At 35.1% G+C, this 22,146-nt stretch carries 16 protein-coding genes and 1 tRNA gene; 9 read left to right on the top strand and 8 right to left on the bottom strand.

Going from position 1 to position 22,146, the window contains the following annotated elements; genetic code table 11:
* Positions 1-30 precede the first annotated feature (30 nt).
* Positions 31-104: transfer RNA gene (locus tag G5B32_RS11370), tRNA-Pro, on the bottom strand.
* Between the two features lie 265 nt (positions 105-369).
* On the opposite strand from G5B32_RS11370, the gene G5B32_RS11375 reads away from it, so the two are divergent.
* The 3 genes from G5B32_RS11375 to G5B32_RS11385 all read left to right on the top strand — a co-directional run bounded on the left by G5B32_RS11375 (position 370) and on the right by G5B32_RS11385 (position 1,811).
* Positions 370-1,047, top strand: coding sequence for an ankyrin repeat domain-containing protein (locus G5B32_RS11375; protein ID WP_165291651.1), 678 nt, complete (start codon positions 370-372; stop codon positions 1,045-1,047).
* Positions 1,048-1,114: 67 nt separating this feature from the next.
* Positions 1,115-1,504, top strand: a complete 390-nt coding sequence (locus G5B32_RS11380; RefSeq protein WP_165291652.1) for a group III truncated hemoglobin — start codon at positions 1,115-1,117, stop codon at positions 1,502-1,504.
* Positions 1,505-1,508: 4 nt separating this feature from the next.
* Positions 1,509-1,811 (top strand): hypothetical protein, encoded by a 303-nt coding sequence (locus G5B32_RS11385; RefSeq protein ID WP_165291653.1) that lies wholly within the window; start codon positions 1,509-1,511, stop codon positions 1,809-1,811.
* Positions 1,812-1,843: 32 nt separating this feature from the next.
* Here G5B32_RS11385 and G5B32_RS11390 read toward each other — a convergent pair whose 3' ends face one another.
* Entirely contained in the window at positions 1,844-2,845 is a 1,002-nt protein-coding gene (locus G5B32_RS11390) for a DUF1080 domain-containing protein (RefSeq protein ID WP_165291654.1), read from the bottom strand.
* Between the two features lie 137 nt (positions 2,846-2,982).
* Here G5B32_RS11390 and G5B32_RS11395 point away from each other — a divergent pair, with 137 nt between their 5' ends.
* The 3 genes from G5B32_RS11395 (at position 2,983) to G5B32_RS11405 (ending at position 6,302) form a co-directional block, all read left to right on the top strand.
* Positions 2,983-4,953 (top strand): DUF3857 domain-containing protein, encoded by a 1,971-nt coding sequence (locus G5B32_RS11395; RefSeq protein WP_165291655.1) that lies wholly within the window; start codon positions 2,983-2,985, stop codon positions 4,951-4,953.
* A gap of 132 nt (positions 4,954-5,085) precedes the next feature.
* Positions 5,086-5,544: an Lrp/AsnC family transcriptional regulator gene (locus tag G5B32_RS11400; protein ID WP_165291656.1), complete on the top strand. Its 459-nt coding sequence runs from the start codon at positions 5,086-5,088 to the stop codon at positions 5,542-5,544.
* Between the two features lie 77 nt (positions 5,545-5,621).
* Complete coding sequence (locus G5B32_RS11405) at positions 5,622-6,302, top strand: hypothetical protein (protein WP_165291657.1); 681 nt, start codon at positions 5,622-5,624, stop codon at positions 6,300-6,302.
* Between the two features lie 55 nt (positions 6,303-6,357).
* Here G5B32_RS11405 and G5B32_RS11410 read toward each other — a convergent pair whose 3' ends face one another.
* From G5B32_RS11410 to G5B32_RS11435, 6 genes are all read right to left on the bottom strand, one after another.
* Positions 6,358-8,079 carry a protein-disulfide reductase DsbD family protein gene (locus G5B32_RS11410; RefSeq protein WP_165291658.1) on the bottom strand — a complete coding sequence of 574 codons (1,722 nt, stop codon included), beginning with the start codon at positions 8,077-8,079 and terminating at the stop codon, positions 6,358-6,360.
* 106 nt (positions 8,080-8,185) lie between these two features.
* Positions 8,186-9,250 (bottom strand): PLP-dependent cysteine synthase family protein, encoded by a 1,065-nt coding sequence (locus G5B32_RS11415; RefSeq protein ID WP_165291659.1) that lies wholly within the window; start codon positions 9,248-9,250, stop codon positions 8,186-8,188.
* Positions 9,251-9,632: 382 nt separating this feature from the next.
* Positions 9,633-10,478, bottom strand: coding sequence for a transglutaminase domain-containing protein (locus G5B32_RS11420; protein WP_165291660.1), 846 nt, complete (start codon positions 10,476-10,478; stop codon positions 9,633-9,635).
* 11 nt (positions 10,479-10,489) lie between these two features.
* Complete coding sequence (locus G5B32_RS11425) at positions 10,490-11,404, bottom strand: alpha-E domain-containing protein (RefSeq protein ID WP_165291661.1); 915 nt, start codon at positions 11,402-11,404, stop codon at positions 10,490-10,492.
* 16 nt (positions 11,405-11,420) lie between these two features.
* Positions 11,421-12,686, bottom strand: coding sequence for a circularly permuted type 2 ATP-grasp protein (locus tag G5B32_RS11430; RefSeq protein WP_410528468.1), 1,266 nt, complete (start codon positions 12,684-12,686; stop codon positions 11,421-11,423).
* A 383-nt stretch (positions 12,687-13,069) separates the two neighbouring features.
* Positions 13,070-15,958, bottom strand: a complete 2,889-nt coding sequence (locus tag G5B32_RS11435; RefSeq protein WP_165291662.1) for a triple tyrosine motif-containing protein — start codon at positions 15,956-15,958, stop codon at positions 13,070-13,072.
* A 419-nt stretch (positions 15,959-16,377) separates the two neighbouring features.
* On the opposite strand from G5B32_RS11435, the gene G5B32_RS11440 reads away from it, so the two are divergent.
* Genes G5B32_RS11440 through G5B32_RS11450 form a run of 3 tightly spaced genes read left to right on the top strand, consistent with a single transcriptional unit; the run spans position 16,378 to position 22,145 of the window.
* Positions 16,378-19,497, top strand: a complete 3,120-nt coding sequence (locus G5B32_RS11440; protein WP_165291663.1) for a SusC/RagA family TonB-linked outer membrane protein — start codon at positions 16,378-16,380, stop codon at positions 19,495-19,497.
* A gap of 33 nt (positions 19,498-19,530) precedes the next feature.
* The gene (locus tag G5B32_RS11445; RefSeq protein ID WP_165291664.1) at positions 19,531-21,042 is read left to right on the top strand and encodes a RagB/SusD family nutrient uptake outer membrane protein; all 1,512 of its coding nucleotides are present in this window, start codon (positions 19,531-19,533) and stop codon (positions 21,040-21,042) included.
* A gap of 11 nt (positions 21,043-21,053) precedes the next feature.
* Entirely contained in the window at positions 21,054-22,145 is a 1,092-nt protein-coding gene (locus G5B32_RS11450) for a PKD domain-containing protein (protein ID WP_165291665.1), read from the top strand.
* Position 22,146 lies beyond the last annotated feature (1 nt).

Below are 22,146 nucleotides of genomic sequence, written 5' to 3' on the forward strand. Positions count from 1 at the left end.
GAAAAAGCCACTGACTATCAGTGGCTTTTGTCGGGGTGGCAGGATTCGAACCTACGACCTCCACATCCCAAATGTGGCGCGATACCGGGCTACGCTACACCCCGAAAAGATATCACCTTTGTTGATTGTGATGCAAATATACAGCGTTTTTGATTACTTCCAAATATTTATTTGTATAAAATTTAAAACTTACTGATTTATTGAAAGATAATTTTCACTACTCATCAAAAACGTATTTCTATATATTCGAGAAAAATAAAATTGCAAGATTTGAGGCTCGTCCAAATGATTTCATTTCATCTAAAAACAAAATATCTAATTTCAAGTTATCTTTTTGAAGTCTTATACTTTTTTTTAAGAAATAAGGATATGGGGACTAAACTATTTTTAATTCTAATTAGCTTTATATTCACTTTGCAATCTTGCGAAGCGCAACAAAATTTAAACTTTTCATCTGCAAAAATGACAAAACAAGATGTTATAAAAGCCATAAATCAAAATGATACAATCGCTGTGGTTAATGCCATCCAAAGAGGATTTGATATTAATACTATAGATGATGAAGGTCGTTCATTGTTACTCTTAGCGACAATCGAGGGGAATTATGAAATGGCTAAATTACTTGTTATTCAGGGCGCGAATGTCAATCAACAAGCAAACAATAAAGACAGTGCATTTCTTTATGCTGGTGCAACTGGTCAAACAAAATTGGTCGAACTATTTTTAGCAAACGGAGCCAGGTTTGACATTTTTAATAGATATTATGGAACAGCTTTGATACCTGCCTGCGAACGTGGTCATATTGAAACCGTCAAATTACTTGCTAACACAAAGGATTTTCCTATAGATCATATCAACAGATTAGGTTGGACGGGATTAATGGAAGCTGTTATTCTAAGAGACGGCAGCCTCAAATATCAACAAATAGTGCAGATACTAAAAGATGCTGGCGCAAATATGCATATTCCTGATCATGACGGAATCACTCCATTACAACATGCCGAACAAAGAGGATTTAAAGAAATTGTAGCCATTATTAAATCCTAATCTATTTACAGCTTCATGACGAGGTATTGCGTAAAAATCATCAACTTTGCATCATACCGTTTAGCACATGAGAGATATAGAAAATATGGAGGATATAAAGCTATTGGTGGACACTTTCTACGGAAAGATCCAACAAGATGATATGCTTGGTATTATTTTCAATCAAAACATCCAAGACAGATGGCCTCAACATTTGGAAAAAATGTACAGATTCTGGCAAACCATTTTGTTAGATGAATACACCTATGAAGGCAGACCATTTCCTCCTCATGCGCATTTACCTATTAGCAAAGTTCATTTTGATCAATGGTTATCACTCTTTGAGACTACGGTAAATAGCTTATTCAAAGGCGAAAAAGCAAATGAAGCCATTTGGCGCGCGCAAAAAATGGCTGTAATGTTTGAAAGTAAACTAGATTACTTACGCAATAATCCTGACAAACCCTTTTTATTTTAAGTCGATGAGAACACTTCCTAAACCTCCTAAAACAGTTGATTTACACGCAGAAGCTTTTGTGGACGATTTCCAATCTTATGAAGCGGATGAATTATTAGCGCTGTCGATTGATCGTTTTAGAGAATGTCTTGATTCGGCAATTTATTGGGATTTTTCAGAGATAAAATTCATACATGGCAAAGGAAAAGGCCGATTGCGTGAAGTCTTATATGAAGAATTGAGAGATTACAAAAATTCGGGATCTATATCTTCTTATTATCCGGCTTATCATAATGAAGATATTGTTGTAGTACAAATAGGGGTATAAAAAATGGCTTTGAGATTTCAAAGCCATTTTTGTTAGTATTGAATAGGTGTAATTTTAATTTTTCTAAATTCTACACCTGTATGATCTCCTTGCAAATAAATTGGACCCGGTTCGCCTTCTTTGCTATTTAAAGCTCCGCCAGTAATTCCAGGAATTTCTTGATTACTGATAACAGTTTTGCCATTCACCACTACTGTTACCATTCTACCTTTCAATGTAATTTCATATTTATTCCATTGGTCAGGACCATTTGTCACAATCTCGCTTGGTGTCAAAAAGCCATAAACACCGCTAAAATACAACGATCCTGGATGTCTATCTAATGGAGAATCCTCAATTTGGACTTCATAGCGTCCGCGAAGATAAATTCCTGAATTACCATCTTTAGCATATTTGAATTCTACTTCTAATTTAAAATCTTCGAAAGTTTGATCTGAAATTAAATTCGCACCAGCTTTTTTATTAATTAAAATTCCATCTTTCACCTCCCATTGATTGTCATCCGAAGAAGTCTTCCAACCAGTCAAATCTTTACCATTAAACAATTCAATTGGCGTACCTAATTTTCCTTCTGCTGTACGCACTAGATAAGGAGCCTTTTCACCCTCATATGTATATTCATTACCTTTATTGCTAATGATCTTTCCTTTTAGCTTGCCTCCTTCCAATGATCCTTCTACTTTGATAAGCCCCGTCCCATCTTCCCATTGCGTAGGCACTTCAAAAGAAAATTTCCCATTCTCAAATTTAATATGCGATACAGGACGCGCACTACCTGCATCAGCGACATAATAACCCACTAACGTGCTGAAACCAGATAATTTTACTTCTAACCATGAAGGAACTTGCTTTCCATCTTTTTCCACCGTAAGATCCCATCGACCAATAATATCTTTGGCTTCTTCAGGTGTAACTTGGGTCGCCGCATTATGGACTTCATCTTTATCTTCTTTATTCTGTGAATTACAAGATGCTAATGTCCCTAATGCTAAAGCTGCACAAACAGTAAACGTATTAAGCTTATTAATTTTCATATAATGTATGGTTTATAAAATCTGAAAAACAAATATACTATAATATAATAACGAAAATATCGAATAAACTTTTTTACCAACAAATAAAAAATAATGTTATTTTAGGTTAAACTTTAACAATAATAACCTAAAAAAAAATGCCCAAGTTTTTATCAATATTATTCATGCTGCTTTTATTTTCTTACGTAAAGGCACAAGATTTTTCTTTTGGAAAAATTTCAAAAGAAGACTTCGACCAAGATACCTATGCTCCACACGCAGAAGCCATAGTGCTACAAGAATTCGGAAGAGCTCGTATCGAATACCAAGACATCAAAGGAGAATTAGTATTAAGATTTTATTATCATACCAAAATCTTTATTAAAAATAAAGAGGGCTTGGATTATGCTAATTTCACGGTTCCATTATATAAAAGTAACAGTAATAGAGAAACAATAGATGGTATAAAGGGAATAACATACAATCTATTAGAAGATGGAAAAATTGAAAAAATAGACCTAGAGAAGAAAAATATTCTGACAGAAAAAGTTTCGGAAAACCGGGATGCAGTAAAGATCGCCTTAGCCAATGTGAAAGAAGGTTCTATCATTGAACTTCGTTACACGACCGAATCTCCTTTTTTATACAATTTAGAATCTTGGCAGTTTCAAAGCTATATTCCTAAAAAACATTCTGAGTTTATCTCTGAGATCCCAGAAATATGCCAATACAACGTGAACATGAAAGGTTATGTCAAGTTAGATACACGAAAAACTCTACCTTACGACACCAAAATTGTGACATCTACCGGTGATGTCCGCGGAACACAGACTATTTATATCGCGAAAAATATTCCTGCTTTTATTCGTGAAGATTACATGACATCACCCAAAAATTTCATGGGAACTCTAACATTTGAATTGGCTTCCTTCTCTATTCCCTTCGGTCCAAGACACAATTACACTAGTACATGGGAAAATGTGCGCGATCAGTTATATGGAGCTGATAATTTTGGCAAAGAGTTGAGCAGAACTGGATTATTTAAGTCCATTCTTCCCACCGTTATCAAAGACGACATGACTCCATATGCAAAAGCAAATGCCATTTACAATTATATTAAATCCCAAATAAAATGGAACAAGTCCTATGGATTATTTACAGATAATGGTGTAAAAAAAGCCCTAGAACAACGTAGCGGTAATACAGCAGATATTAATCTCGCTTTAATTTCCGCTCTTCAAGCTGCAAATATTGATGCCAGTCCAGTAATTCTTTCTACCAGGGATAATGGAATGCCTGCTCTATTCAGACCAACCATTACAGATTATAATTATGTAGTTGCCCATATTGAGCTGGATTCGATAGAATACTTATTAGATGCCTCAGACGCACATGCTCCATTTGGAAATTTACCACTTCGGTGTATAAATTATCAAGGAAATTTACTTAAAAAAACTGGCTATAAATGGGTTAAATTAGAATCACTTCTTAGTAGCAGAGTTTCCTACGATTTTACAGGCGAATTGAGTGAAGACGGTACGCTTCGAGGGACCTTAAATTCTATGCGAAATGGATATTCAGCAACCAATAGACGAGAAGAAATTTTCAGTCATAATTCATTGGAAGAGTACAAAGAAAAAGTGTACGAAGAAACAGTCAACTATAGAATTAATAACCACGAAATTCATAACCTGGATGATCCATCACAAATGTTGACTGAAACACAAGAAATAGAATTTAAAAATTTCGCAAATATAAATGGAGGTGATCTAAAATTTATTCCGTTCATCACTGGAAAAACCACAAAAAATCCATTTAATCTCGATGAAAGGTCTTATCCTGTAGATTTGGGTTCAAATTTAGAAGAGTCTTTTATTTTAAACATAAAACTTCCAACATCTTATACCATTAAAAACAAACCCAAAAACATTAATATCGCTCTTGCAGATAAATCTGCAAGATATCTTTATATTATAAAGGAAAGCGAAGGAACATTAATTGTTCAGATTCAATCCTTAATAAACAAACCTATATTTTTGCCAGATGAATACTTGGATTTGAAAGAATTCTTCTCGCACATCATTCAATCCCAAAGTTTAGATATTACAGTAGGAAAATCCAGTATTTAAACCTCACAAAAGTATATTTCGATTTTAGCTTATAATAATTAAATATTTACAGGTAATTTAAATTTTACCTGTAAATATTACGTTATTTCATCTCAATTTGATATTTTTGAATATAATCAAAACCTGATATATATGAACTTAGACCCTACCGATATCAAATTGCTGAAATTATTGCAGGAAGATGCTACATTAAGCAACAAGGAATTGGCCGAGAAACTCTACAAATCCATAGCTGCTATTCATGAACGTGTTAAGAAGCTTAAAAAAGCAGGTTATATTAAAAAGACTGTTGCGATATTGGATAGAAATAAAATTGGAATAGGCTTAATCTCCTTTTCTCAAGTATTCCTCAAAGCCCATACGTTCGAAACACTAAATGAATTCGAAAATGAGGTTTCTAAATTTCCTGAAGTAATGGAGTGCTATCAAATGGCAGGTTCGTATGATTTTATGTTACGTATTGCAACTAAAGATATGGAATCCTATCACATGTTCTTGCGCCATAAATTGGCAGTTCTTCCTCAAGTAAATACTGTTCAGACTTATTTCGTATTATCGGAAACAAAAAGCGAAACAGCCTACCACTTTTAACAAAAAGCGAAACAACAAAGAGAAATTGTTCCTCCAAAAATTAATGGCTATATTTAATTTCATCAAAACCATTAATTATGAGAAACTTACTTTTAATTTTATTCTTTTTCGCAAGTACGCTTATGTATAGTTTTGGGCAAGATTTATCCGGTGCTTACCTCGCCAAAATGAACGAGGACAATCATTTGATCCTGGTGATCGACGGCTATATAACACATAGTATATACAGCGATAATACCTACAAAGGCACACAAGGCGGTACGTACAAAATTGAAAACAATAATTTGGTTGTTAGTTATGAATTTGACGACCAGTCTCCAGAAAAAGTCGGAGAAACCTTCTCTTTACCGCTCGAAATTGAATCCAATAACCTACTTATCAATGGATTTCCTTTTCAAAAACAATCGGTTAAAAAACAGGATCTCGATGGACTATGGCGAATCACGGGACGTAAAACAAATGATAACATCCAAACGATTCAACGCGGAAACCGAAAAACTATCAAAATCCTCGTAGATGGCTATTTCCAATGGATAGCTATTAATCCTGCTGAAAAAGGCTTTTATGGAACTGGAGGTGGTAAATATTCTTTTAAAGATGGAAACTATCAAGAAAATATTTTATTCTTTTCAAGAGATAATTCACGGGTAGGTGCTACATTAGATTTCAATGGAAAAATAGAAAAGAGCGATTGGCATCATAGCGGTAAAAGTTCAAAAGGCGATCCGATATATGAGATTTGGTCACGAGAAAAATAAAAATTAAGCCCAATTGTTTCCAATTGGGCTTTGTGTTTATAAGGTTAGGTTGAATCTATTCTTTTGATTTGAACTTTTCTAAAGCAGATTGAAGAAAAGCTTCATATTTGTCGATATCATATACAGCGCCACTTGTTGGAACTAGTAACTCTCCTTGAGAATCCAATAAAGCATACAACGGCTGCGAATTGCTCTCAAATCTGGTGATTTGCAAGTCTGCATTGCGTTTGCTTACTGTATTGACGTTCTTTCCTGTTTTCGGAGAAATATAATGTTCACTTTCTGGCAGCGTCAAGACTTTATCATCTACATACAATTCCACCAAAATAAACTCCGTGTTGATTAAGTTTTTGATTTTAGGCGAGCTCCACACTTCAGCTTCCATCTTGCGGCAGTTTACACAGTTCCAGCCTGTAAAATCAACCAAAAGTGGCTTGTTTTGTTCTTTAGCAGCGGCCAAAGCTTCTTCGTAATCGTAATAAGGATCCATGCCTTTTATCGTTGCCTTGCTATGGAAATAGGTGTAATGCTTGCGCGAAGAAGCATCAACATGTGCTGTAGTGTTTGAGGATGTAATACCCGAAGTCAGATCAAAATCCTGTGTGCCAACTGGAGGCAAGAAAGCTGAAATAGCTTTCAATGGTGCACCCCACATTCCTGGAATCATATAGATCACAAACGTGAAGACCAAAATGGCGATAATCGTACGCGGCACCGACAAATATTCCAATGTACTGTCGTGTGAGAATTTTATTTTGCCGATTAAATATAATCCCAACAACCCGAAAATCACAATCCATAAAGCCAAATACACTTCTCTGTCCAAGAAATTCCAGTTGTATGCTAAATCCACATTCGACAAGAATTTCAAGGCTAAAGCCAGTTCTAAGAATCCTAAAACCACTTTTACGCTATTTAACCATCCGCCAGATTTTGGCAAAGATTTCAACATGGATGGGAACATTGCAAAAAGCACAAAAGGAATAGCTAGTGCACTAGAGAAGCCGAGCATTCCGATAGCTGGTCCCAAACGTTCTCCACGTGTAGCTGCTTCCACCAATAATGTTCCGATAATAGGACCTGTACAGGAGAAAGAAACCACTGCCAAACTAGCTGACATAAAGAACAATCCAACTAATCCTCCTTTGTCTGAATTGGCATCGATTTTATTAACAAAAGAACTTGGCAAAGTAATTTCGAAAGCTCCTAAGAACGAGGTAGCAAAAACAACCAATAAAAGGAAGAAGAAGAAATTGAAAATACCATTAGTTGAGAGTTCATTTAAAGCTTCCGGACCAAAAGCAACGGTAATCAACATGCCCAGAGCCACATAAATCACAATAATAAACAAGCCATACATGAAAGCCTGAGATATGGCTTTAGAACGAAAACCTGCCTTTTTCGTGAAGAAACTCACTGTAAGCGGAACCATTGGGAAAATGCAAGGCATAAAGAATGCGGCAAAACCACCCAACACCCCTGTGATAAATATGCCCCAAAGAGAAGAATCTTCAGTATTGGCCTCGTCTGAACCAAGAAGAACCGTCTGTACCGAATCTACTTGCGTACTGTCTTTTAAAAGCACATCTTTAGTAGAATCTACATTTGTCCCATCTGTAAATTCAACATCATCAAAATTCACCACCGCACTTGAATCTACCTCATCACCATCCGAAAACTCTATATCCGTTAAATTAACTAAAGAATCCTGAGCAATAACCGTATGCGAACACCAGAAAAGAGTTACTAGAATCAAAAATTTAAAAAATAATTTCATAGACTTGGTTTTAAAAGCTAAAATCAAGATCAGCCGAGCAGGAACTCGGCTTAATCTATTCTAACACAAACAATTCCTAATCAAATAGGATGAAATAAAATTTTTATTAACCGATTAAAGGCTTTGCCAGCCTTGCAATTGGTAGAAATTCCGTAAAGTTAAGATCTGTAGAAATATAACCTTCTTTTACAGGTTCATCTTTTACCAAATCTGTACTTAAATATTTTTTATTGTCATCACACAAAAGTGTCACAACGACCGCATCATCACCCAATTGCTCTTTCAATTTTATAGCTCCAATAACATTGGCTCCGGAAGAAATTCCTACGGCCAATCCCAATTGCTTAGCTAATTTTTGAGCCATAATGATAGAATCACCATCCGATGCACAAACTACTTCGTCCAATTCATCCAACTTCACTATCGCTGGAATAAATTCATCCGAAATCCCTTGAATACGGTGAGCTCCTACTTTGTATCCCGTTGTTAATGTAGGACTTTCTTGTGGTTCTAAAGGATGTATCTTCACAAATGGATTATAATTTCTCAATTGCTTACCCACTCCCATCACTGTACCTCCTGTACCTACACCCGCTACAAAAGCATCGGCTACAAGACCTTTAGATGCTAACTGAAGTGCTATTTCTTTACCAGTAGTCAATTCATGCGCTTCTGAATTAAATAAGTTTTCGAACTGACGAGGCAAGAAAATTCCACCTTGAGCCGCCAATTCCTCACTTAATCGTATACTACCTAAAAATCCACCCTCTTCTTTACTGATTAGTTGAATATCTGCACCCATACTTTTAATAATATCGATACGTTCTTTACTCAACCAATTAGGCATAATGATTTTTACAGGATGTCCCAAAGCTTTTCCTATAGCCGAGAATGCGATACCTGTATTTCCACTTGTTGCTTCTACAATGATATCATCAGGTCGAATTTGGCAATTCATATACGCTTTGTACATAATATAAAGCGCCATACGATCCTTAATACTTCCTGTTAGGTTGTAATTTTCGCACTTTACATAAATCTTCCCTAACTTCCCTTTATAAGTATATCGTAATTCTAGCATCGGAGTATTTCCTACTAGACACCACAAATGATTGAAACGACTATCTAATTCAGGAGACAAACATTTACTATAGGTAGCATTTGATGACATAATTCTCTGAACTTATCTGTTAATGATTTAAATCACAAAACTGCATTTAATCAATATAATTTTCAACAACAAATGCATTATTCAGAAAATTTTATTAATAACTATATTATTACCAGAAAATTTTACGATTTAAAAGCTAAAATAATTTTTAATTCGAATAAACTATCGTTTATTAAAAATCGATATAAACAAAAAAGGATTCGATATCGAATCCTTTAAAAACAAATTATGGCTATGGAAAGTTGATTTATTGTTGCTGCTGCTGTTGTTGCTGCATTTCTAAAAAGTGACGATAAGAGTTTTGTGATGTACTCACCGAAGGAGCTGCCGTCGTTGTATACACGGGTACTGTTGGCTCTTTGGGGCGCTCACGAAGTTTATGCTACTCATTAGAAATAATCACAGAAACAGTCAATACTTGTTCTGAAGGGCCTTTATATGTTCCTTTTACGGGTGTACAATCTTTAAAATCACGACCGTATGCAATTATGATATGACGATCTGCTACCCAGCAGTTATTTGTGGGATCGATACCCACCCAATCCAAACCTGGAATATAAACTTCTACCCAAGCGTGGGTAGCACCTTCGCCGCGCATTTCGCTTTTACTTGGACAAATGTACCCAGATATATAGCGGCATGGAATATGTAGCATTCGCAACATGGTAATTAGCAAATGTGCAAAATCCTGACATACTCCTGCTTTTAACGACCAAATTTCATCGACAGTAGTTTCGACTGTTGTCACACCTTGTCTGTAAGCAAATTCATTGTATATATAGTTCGAAAGACTTGATACCACATCAGAAGTATCTAAATTATCAATATTCAGATCTTCAAATACCTTTTGAATCTCAGACTTAGCATTTACTTGTTCCAGTTGTAAAAAATCCATAAAAGGATATTCCCATTGTATTCTGGCAAGCTCATTCTTTTGCTCCTGAATACTCAACGATTGATTCCTGATAGCTACGTGAGTAGTAATCACTTCAAGGTCCACTCTAATTTCTAATTCATTATGAGGCTCTACTACCGTAAAGAATCCAACCTGATTACCAAAATAATCCTCAAAGGTATCTACATGAACATGCGGTTTTGTGGTAATTACCTGAGAAATAATTTGTTGATTTGCATCCGATTTAGGATACAATATCACTTGATTAGCACTATCTGTAACAGATGAAAGATATTGATATTTTGTAACGTGAGTAACGTAATATTTAGGCATAAAATTTAGTATTAATAGATATTTCCAAAGTAATCATTATTCAAAACTCGATTGATATCTAAATAGTATTTCTCGACGGTATTGAGGTAATTTATTTGACCCTCGAAATCATTTGGTACTTGTATATACTTGATGTAAGAAGATGCTTTTCCGGTAATAAAATTTAAATCAGGATGGTATAATCCAATTTCTTCTTTTTTCATCATTTTCAAATAAACAGCAATTCTGCCCCAGCTGTAATCCAGCGAATATGGGAAATTATTATTGTGCATAATTTGATCAAAAACCAATTTAGGATCTAAATTACCGACGTGTTCACGCAAATAGGTTTCATATCCACTTAACGAAATAAGCAAATAGCGCCAACGCTGTTCATTTGGTTTTTCTCCATCATTTTGATCTATGGTCAATTGGTATTTTAATAAATCTACCAGTTGAAGTCCACGCTCGATGAGCTTACCTAATTGCATAAAACAAAAAGCTTCGCCTCTACTCATTGAATTGTGAATGATACCTTCATACACCATCGCTTGTTTGATTAGCTGATCCATTACGGACATTGGATCTACTAGCATCTGAGCTTTTAGATAATCATCTTTGATAAGATGATAAAAATCATTTAATGATTGCCATAATTCTCTAATAATATGGTCTTGCGCACTTCGCGCATTTTCTCTCGCCTTAAATACATTGTTCAGAATCGAGAAATCTTTTTGTCCATCAAATATCAATTCACTCAAAACTTCACTGCCATTATTATCCATAGGATAATTGAGCGAAAAGTGCTTTGCAATTTGACTCCAGTCTACTTTGACCAGCCCATCTTGGTCTGAGATATATGTAGAATTCAAAACACGTAATTGTATACCTGTTCGCTCCATATAACGGCTCATCCAATACATATTTTCTGCAACTCTGCTTAGCATATTATACTATCTAGTTTTAATCAATGATCCAAGTATCCTTACTACCTCCACCTTGTGAAGAATTCACTACAATAGAACCTTCTTTAAGCGCCACCCTGGTCAATCCTCCGGGTACAATTTCGATACCATCGGGTCCATATAATGCAAATGGTCTCAAATCTACTCTTCGAGGCTGTAATTCTCCATTGATGTAACATGGGGCACTAGACAATTTAATTATGGGTTGTGAAATGAATTGTCTGGGATTTTTTCTTATTTCATGGATATAGTCACTGATTTCTTCATCTGTTGCATTATCTCCTATTAACATACCATAACCACCACTTTCATTGGTCCTTTTCACGACCATTTTCGTGATATTCTTGATAGTATACTTGCGCTCTTCTTCGTTAGCCATTTGATACGTAGGCACAGATTTAAGGATCGGATCTTCATTTAGATAATAGCGTATCATATCCGGCACATAGGTATACACAGCTTTGTCATCTGCAACACCATTTCCCAATGCATTTACAATATTGACATTTCCCTTTCTGTACACATGATATAAGCCAGAAACACCCAACATACTATCAGATTTGAACACCAATGGATCCAAAAACTCATCATCCACACGCTTATATATCACATCCACTTTTCGTAGACCTCGCGTAGTTTTCATATAGACAAAATTATTTTGAACCACCAAGTCTCGTCCTTCAACTAATTCAATACCCATCAAACGAGCCAAAGTTGTATGTTCGAAATATGCGGAATTGTAAATACCTGGCGTCAACAAAACCACATTGGGTTTATCACTCAAATGAGAGCCCAATGCCAATAAATTTTTAATCAAAAGATCTGGATAATGACCTACAGGTTTCACTTTATTCTCCACCAAACGATTCGGAAATATGCGAGAACTCATTTTGCGATTTTCCAACATATAACTTACTCCCGATGGCGTTCGTAGATTATCTTCCAGAACGTAATAACTTCCATCTGAATCACGGATTAAATCAATTCCACTGATATGCGTGTAAATATCAAAAGGTACATCTACATGCATCATCTGACGAAGAAAATTTGGACAGGAAAACACCAAACTGGAAGGAATAATATTATGTTCCCAATCTGCACACTCAATAACACGCGGAATAATATCGAAAGGAAATATTTTCTCAATCCCTTCACCATCGCTATACACAGTAAAGGTAATTCCTTCGCGCATAAAAAGCTTTTTTGTCATCTCATGACGCAAACTCAAAGAATCCGCATCCATCTCACCCAAGGAATTAATCAGTTTTTAAAATTGAGGACGCAAAACCTCCCCAATCATTTCGTCATATACGCCATTTATAGGTTTATAAGAGGTTAATAATCCATTTCTCATGATTTAAATTTTAATATTTACAACAAAATCAATTAAATGTATAAAAATTATCACAAAAAGAATAATAATTTTTTGATTTTTTTTACAAAAATCGACAAAACAATGAAAATATAGAATACAAAAAAACTATAAAACAACCTAGAAAAAGCAAAACTTAGAGAAATATTAATTATAAAACTATTTTTAAGTATTAAAACAACATAAATACAAATATTAAAACCTCATATTTATATTATTTATGATTATTTCATCACAAAACAAACCTATCTAGTGATTTTTTTAATTAATTACAATTAATTACCAATTTTGATTAAATAATCATAGAGATTTGCTTCGGTGGGTAGTTGCAATTTCTTACGAAGACGATATCGACCTATTTCAACTCCCCGTACAGATATATTTAATAGTTGTGCAATTTCTTTGGTCGATAGATTCATTCTCAGATAAGCACTTAATTTGATTTCACTATTCGTTACTGTCGGGTGCTTTTCTTTGAGGGATTTAAAAAAATCATTGTGAACTTTGTCAAAGTGCATAGTGAAACTCTTCCATTCATCATCTATTCTATCATCTTCACTCAGATTGCGAATCATTCTCTTCAAACTTTGATTGATCTGTGCACTTTCAGATTCTTTTATAACTTGAGTAATATCAGACTTAATTTTTGTTATAAGCTGAGCTTTTTGCACGAGATGCATTGCATTCCCCGCTAATTCCGTGTTTTTATGTTGGATTTCAGATTCAAGTTTAGCATTCCTTAACAGTACAATTTCACTTTGAGCCTTAGACTTCTCTAACTCATGAATATATTGCAATTTCTTTTGCTCTGCTTCAAATTTCTGACGCTGATTTTTGAATTTTTTTATTAAAACAATAAAAAACATATAATTGCCTATAATAAACAAGAGCAAATAAACTATCTTGACTCCTATTGTGAGATACCAAGGCGGTAAAATCACAAAAGCATATGCTGCAATATCACTTTCTACCTCTGTATTATTCTTAGCTTTAACTTCAAAAGTATATGTACCTGGTGAGAGGTTCGTATATTCTTTAGCAGTATTTTCTGAATATTGACTCCAAACATCGTCAAATCCTTTTAACCTATAACTGTACTGAATGTTATCCTTATAACCAAACAAAGCAGACGAGAACTGGAAATATATTCTTTTCCAACCTGTTTTTATTTGCTCAATACGATTTTGTTTTTGATCACCATTAATGTTTTCGAAATACCCACCAAATATTAAACTGTCAGATTGTTGAGTGATGATTACATTTCTAATATGAGTTGATAGTGACGAGATATTAGACTTGTATTTTGCGTAATTAATATTGAAATAACCACGTTCAGCACCCACCAATATATTCTGTCTATCAATTGGATAAACAAATTCAAATCCACTCAATAGCTTTCCGGTTAATTCTGGAAAATATATAATCTTAGGTGTGGAATATGAAAAATCAACGATTCCCAATGATTTATGATGGACAAACCAAATATTTCCATCTTGATCCTCTTTAAGATACCGTATACTTTGGGCACCAAATATTTTAAAGTAATAAGAAGATGGTTCAAATCTGTCTGACTTAGAATTATAATGATAAATTCCTTTGTCCGTGGCGACCAACATTTCTCCTTTAATGCTGTACACATGATTATTTAATTTGGAAGGCAGACCTTTGGTATGATCATACAATTTGGATATATGCTTTCCCCTATGATCTGTAGAAACCTTGAACACACCGTTATAGGGGTGAGATATCCAAATGGTATTATTTTTTTCTTGTGCCAGGAAACGAGATGACTCATTGAATCCTTGAAGATCATCCCTTTGAACAAACCGTCCATTTGTATATGAAAAGACTCGAACACCATCATACCCTCCCGCGATCACCATCTTCTCATTATGATATGCTTGGTAAGGATAGAAATTCCAAAACCCATTATCATTTGAAATCTGAACAATTGTTTTTCCATCAATTGTAAAAGCTCCTTCATGTGCACCAACTAAAACTTGTTCAAATACTTTATCTAGTCGCCAAATTTGACCGTCGGCTCTAGGGACGCGTGTGAACTTTCCATATGTCAAGCTATAATCAGCTGAGGAATCTAACGGGACATAAAACAAACCTTCTGAAGTGCCCGCATATAATATATGATGATGTATCAATGCTGCATATCCACTCCCATCCTGCTGTTGTGGAATTAATTTTTTAATAGAACTATTATAACATACTAAGTCAACACCATTATCCAAGCCCAACCATAGGTTAGATTGTGCATCTTTAAATATTGAAAGAACATTCTTTGTCTGCAGTCCTTCATTTTTAGAAAAAGATTGTATAACATAACCTTTATCATTAATAATAAAAACACCATTTTGAGAACTGGCTAATGCAAAACTCGTATTATCAATAGCTATTGCATTATAAATACGGTTATTAATAAATTCTTGACTATGTGCAGAACCAAACCGAACTATTTTATCCTCTTTCAACTTATACAAACCATCTTTCAAAGTGGTAATTAGTATAGAATGAGTATCTAAGGGAAGAATAGCGGTTATCGTATTACCTATAAATGATAGTTTTCCATCAACTAAAATTGGCTCAATTTTTCCGCTATTAAGTAATAACAAGCCTCTGCTATTTTCTTGTATGTATAATTTGTCACGACAAACCTCCATGAAAACCCACTCATTGGAAGTTTCAAACACATGGCATTTATTTGATGATAATTGAAAAATGTATTTGGTACTTCTAAAAAACACCTCGTTATTGAGATGCACAATATCCCACACATCACCAAATCCCCGATTACGCGCAGGTATCAAATCTAACAAACTATGGTATGTCAAAACCCCTTGAGCATTTGGTTCAAAATACCCTATTTCTCCTTGACCTCCTACGTATATTTTGTCTTTAAAAATATATATCGATCGAGCAATAGTTTTATTTGGCAAGGGATAAAGTTTAAAATTATTTCCATCAAAAGAAATTACCCCTTCATTGTTAGCAATATAAATCATACCAGATCCATCTTGCGCAAATCCCCAGTTTTGTAAACCTCCCTTATATTCTTGTTTAGTGTAATTAATGACTTCAGGGAGACCAATTGTATTCTGTGCAGATGCAGAAAACGTAATAAGAAGAAATAAACATATCAATAGTCGAATCATATGATTTAGGTATGGTTAGTAAGGCATATTGAAGTATATCGAAAACAATTTAAGCTCTCAATATCAAATCATTAACACTAATATTGTTGCGTCAGAGTTTACTGGTTAGTATTTGTACAAATATGAAACTTTCTGCTATTTAAATTTACCTCAAGTTGCTAAATGCAAACATGATAATTTTATAATCTTCCTCTAACGCTACAATTATTAATCACCAAATTAATCAATTTTCTTAAATTTTTTAAAGCTATTGTTGTAGCTGTATAAAAATTAAAATACTCATTATCAAATAATTAAATAAATTGATGTAGTATTGTGATACCTAAAAATTTCCTAATTATTCGCTTCTATAACTAAGTTTGGTGAAAAGGATAACCTTTTAAAGAACCATTATAAACGAATAATAATAAAAAGTAATTATGAAAATCAGAATCGCATTATTTGCGTGTTTCTTTTTTATTTTCTGCTTCACTAATGCTGCTTTTGCACAGGCTCTACAGATTTCGGGAAATGTAAAAGTAAAATCATCAGGAACTAGTTTAGCTGGGGCATCAATTTCTGTTCAAAATACTAATTATAGTAATCGAACAGATGAAAAAGGAAATTACACGCTATCAATCGACCAAAATCCCGTGACTATCGTGGTAAGCTATGTGGGTATGGAAACACAAATGAAGCTTGTTACTGCAAGTGGCATTTACGACTTTGAATTAGATGACGAATCTAATGTCTTGGCAGATGTTGTCGTAGTAGGTTACGGTAGCCAAAAGATAACAAAAGTTTCGGGTGCTATATCAACAGTTAAAGCTGATGCCATTGATAAGCTAAAACCTATGCGAGCAGAGGAAGCTCTGCAAGGGTTAGCCTCGGGTGTAAATGTAATCCAAAGTGGCTCACCAGGTAGTAAACCGACTGTCCTGGTGCGTGGTATTCCATCTTTTTCAGGAACAGACCCAGTGGTAATTGTCGATGGTGTTCCACAATCTTTAACCGACTTTAATTCCATTAGCCCGTCGGATATTGAATCAATCAATGTTCTGAAAGATGCCGCCACCACAGCGATTTATGGTGTTAAAGGAGGAAATGGTGTCATTGTAGTAACGACAAAAAGTGGGAGAAAAAACCAGTCTACAGACTTCCTCGTAAATACTAATTACGGATTCCAAAATGTAATAAATAAAGTTGGGGTATTAAATGCTACAGAATATGCTGGCATATTAAACGAAGGTAGTACTGTTTCAGGTGGAAATATTATTTTCCCAGATTTATCATCTTTGGGTAAAGGTACGGATTGGCAAGATCAGGTTTTTGAACCCGCGCCCGTACAGAATCATAGTTTATCAGCACGCGGAGGTAGCGAGAAAACAAGTTATTTTATTTCTACTGCATACCAGAGTCAAGGAGGAATAGTGGGTGGTTATGAAAAATCTCGATTTAACCGTGGTACATTTACTGGAAACTTAGATTTTGAACTTAGCTCCAAATTAAGGTTACTCTGGTATACTACAGGCGTGTTACTCAGCAGTCGTTCTATCCAAGAAAATTCTTTTAACAGTATCTTAGGTAGTGCTTTAAATTTTGATCCTACAGTAGCCATTTATAATAATGTTCCTGGCACAGTTGGAACGTATGGTTTTAGTAATTTAATATTTTCTGAAATATTTAATCCACTCACCAAATTAGAAAATACGCACAACAGAAACGCGGGCTTTAAACTCTATGGAAAGTTTGAGCTTCAATACAAGATTTTAGATAATCTTACCCTATCTAGCCGGTTTGGATATACTAAATATGATGGTGATGGCCGATCGTTTAACCCCTTGGTCTTCTATGGTCCCTTGAATGTCGAAAACACGATGAATGCGGATGGTTCAACTGTAACGGGACGCTTTAATAGTGTATCTCACGACAAATCAAGCAACTTTAACTATACTTGGGAAACTTATGCAAATTATAATTTCAAAATTCAAGATAGTCACAATTTTGAGTCTGTATTCGGCTTTTCACTTGCTCAGCTAAAAGGTAATGGAGCAAGCGCCTCAAGACAGGATGTTCCTTTCAATAGTTGGGAATTTGCAAATTTTGCCTCAGCAACTGGAATAAACACTGCAACTAATACCAATGCGCTATCAGGTAGCTACTATCAATATTTTAGAAAAAACTTATCCTATTTTGGTAGATTAAACTATGAGTATCAAGACAAATATTTAGCGTCTATCACAGCAAGAAGAGATGGTTCGTATGCATTTGGACCAGAAAATAAATTTGCTAATTTTTACTCAGGATCTTTAGGATGGGTGATTTCACAAGAAGATTTTTTCAACTCAGAAACCATCGATTTATTGAAATTTAGAAGTAGCTATGGGGTGATTGGTAATGAAAATGTAAGTCCGCAAGCAACCCAAATTGAAACTGGAGGGCCAAGCTATGGTTCTACCCAAAATAGCAATGGTTATAGTTTTGGCGAAGCCTTTTATCCAGGAAGCACATTAGCTAGCGCCGTAAATAACGCTTTACGATGGGAACAACAAAAACAATTTAATATTGGTTTTGATATATCGATTTTGCAAAGTAAACTATCGCTAAGTGCAGATTACTTCCGCAAAGATGTAGATGGATTATTGTTTACTCCAACGGCTTCTTTATATCTGGGGACTGTGCCTATTCCAACGGCAAACATTGGCTCTACCCAAAGCCGAGGAGTCGATTTGAATTTATCATACAATGAAACTATTGGTAATAATTTCAAACTGGGAAATTCTTTCAATTTTACGACATGCAAAAACTTAGTTACTGCAACAAATGAGGATGGAACCGCAAAAATATGGGGAGGTAGTTATTTCAATGGACAATCCCAAAGTGTAACTGTTTTCGAGAAAGGTCAAACTCCAGGATATTTTTATGGCTATGTTACTGATGGTTTATTCCAAAACACACAAGAAATAGAAGCTCACGCCACACAACAAAGTGCTGTGCCAGGCGATATTCGCTTTGCTGATCTAGACGGTGATGGTGAGATAACTACAAAAGATCAAACGAAAATCGGCGATCCATTTCCTGATTTTACTTTAGGTTGGAATATCACCGCTGCTTATAAAAATTTTGATCTAAATATTTTTACATACGGGTCTTTCGGTAACGATATCTATCGTGCATATGAGCGAAATGGCACTTTCACCAACAAATTTAGAGATTTATTAGGTCGTTGGACTGGTGAAAATACCACAAATGATTCGCGTACACCACGCTATACTTTTGTAGATGCGAATAATAATGCCCGCGCGAGTGACCGATACGTTGATGATGGCACTTTTGTTAAGATCAAAAACATTCAATTAGGGTATACATTTAGCAATATCAGAGCAAATAATATTTTCAAAAGCATAAGATTATATGCTCAGGTAAGAAACGCATTGACATTGACAAAATATACTGGATTTGATCCTGAAATATCTGGTGGAATTTTAGAAACTGGTGTAGACAGGGGTTCTTATCCACAAGCACGCACGGTAGCTGTTGGTTTAGATATTAAATTGTAAACCCCTCAATACTAAAATAAAAAAATTGAAACAATGAAACATCATTATATAAAATTTATAGGGATATTGATTGCACTGGCAACACTTAATTCCTGCAAAAAATTCGTGGATTACAATCCGCATGATGATTTTTTGATAACCGATTTGGATTATTTAAAAACAGAATCAGACTACAGAACGATGTTAGTTAGTGTATATACCCCTTTGCAGTGGCTTAATCAAGCTGTCCCAATAGGCGATATAGCAAGTGACAATGCCGTAACAGGCGGAGAGAATGCATCGGATGCTTTGGGACTGCAACAAATTGAGGAATTCACTCATACTTCCACGAACACCTATACCCGGGAAATATGGATTAGTTGCTACGAGGGTATCAATAGAGCAAACTACCTGCATCAATACAAAGAACTTAATCCTGCAGGAGTAGCAGTAAATTTTTCCGATAAATCTGCACTCTATGGTGAAGTTTACTTCTTGCGCGCATATTATTATTTCACATTAGTGAAATTTTTTGGAGGAGTACCGCTTTTTACCGACAAGAGATTATCTCTGAGTGATTCACGTTCATTGCAAAAATCCAGTAAAGAGGATGTTTACAAGCAAATAGAAGCAGATCTCAACGAAGCAATTAATAGCTTACCTACATCAGCTTACCAACCTGGTCGTATTACGAAATATGCAGCACAAGCCTTACTTGGCAAAGTATATATTTACCAACAAAAATTTGATGAAGCTGCACCAGTTTTAGAGGCTATCATCAATAGTAAGGCTTACAACCTTGTTCCTAACGTGCAAGATATCTTCTTATTATCAGGTGAAAATGGACCTGAATCTGTGTTTGAAATTCAATATTCCAACACGTCACCTTATTACAACTGGAGCGGTACTACACGGGGTCAGGGAAATCTCCATGTACAGCAAGTTGGTATTAGAGGACTAAATGGCTCTCCCGATATGCCATTTTCATCAGGTTGGAGTACCGATTTACCCACTCAGGAATTGGCTAATGCTTATGAAGCTGGGGACCAGCGCAAAGAGGCAACTATCCTTGATATTGAAGCATACAAAGCCGCTAATCCACAGTATAATATTGTATACCAAGTCGCACCATATAAAAACACGGGACTCTATAGCATGAAATATCAACCGCGTAAAGGACAGACTTCAGGACAGTTAGAATTAAATTATCTGAATAATTACAGAACTATGCGCTATGCCGAAGTACTATTATTAGCTGCAGAAGCACTTAACAGAAAAAATTCTCCAGATGATAATAAAGCACGAACATACTTGAATGAAGTCCGCGCACGTGCTTTTGGAAACGATTCACATAATATTACTTTATCGGGTTCTGCACTGACACAAGCAATTTGGAATGAGCGAAGATTAGAATTAGCCATGGAGGGAGACAGATTCTTTGATCTTGTACGTACGGGTCAAGCGGGTGCAGTTTTGACAGGATTCATAACTGGTAAACATGAATTGTTTCCCATACCACAAGATGAAGTAAATATTTCAGGATTAGAACAAAACCCTAATTATTAATAGTGAAAACCATGAAATATATAAAATATTATAAAGCAATAGCTCTTATAATGATCTGCATTACCAGTTGTCAAAAAGTTGAGTACAATGAAACATCCTTTGCCGAAACTGCTGGATCACCTGCAAATTTATCCATGAGTTTTGCTATTTCTAACGACAATACTGGAAAAGTTGATATTCTACCCAATGGAGAAGGCATCAGTTCATATGAGATTGAATTTGGTGATGGTACACCTTCATCTGCTATTATTTCACCTGGAAAGAATGTCGCACATAATTACAAAGAAGGTAATTATGAAGTAAAGTTGATTGGTCATAGTATATCTGGAAAAACTACAGAAATTACGAAATCGCTATCTGTGACTTTTCGTGAGCCAGAAAATTTAGAAGTCAATGCAACATTAGACCCAGCCAACAATCACCGCATCATCGTTAGTGCTATTGCACTTTATGCAAGTCATTATGATGTATATTTTGGTGATATTAGCAATGAAAGTCCAAAGAGGATGCTTGAAGGACAGCCCATTTCCCACACATACGACGACAGAGGCACTTACACAATTCGGGTGATTGCACAAAGTGGCGGAATTGCTAAAACTGAGGTTACTAAAACCATAACTATATCCTCACCCTTAACAATTCCTATTGATTTCGAATCGTCATCCGTAAATTATTCGTTTTTCAATTTCGATGGAGGTGCAAGCGAGAAAATAGACAACCCGAATCAGTCTGGCATTAACACAAGTGCAAAAGTAGCTCGTATGATCAAATATCAAGGTCAACCTTGGGGCGGAAGTATTCTACTTCTCGATGAGGCAATTGATTTTTCTTCTGGTAAAACATTTAAAGTAAAAGTATGGTCGCCAAAGATTGGTGGTAAATTACTTTTAAAAGTTGAAAACCGTACAAATAGCGATATTAATTACGAGAAGGAAGTTACTACAACTGTAGCAAATGATTGGGAGGAGTTAACATTTGATTTCAGCTCGATAGACACAAACAATGAATACCATAATCTTGTTTTGATTTTTGACTTGGGAACATCGGGAGACGGAACTGCAAACTTCACCTATTATTTTGATGACATCCGTTTAACCAATTAAA

Source organism: Sphingobacterium sp. SGL-16 (genome assembly GCF_011043515.1).
Lineage (GTDB): Bacteria > Bacteroidota > Bacteroidia > Sphingobacteriales > Sphingobacteriaceae > Sphingobacterium > Sphingobacterium litopenaei.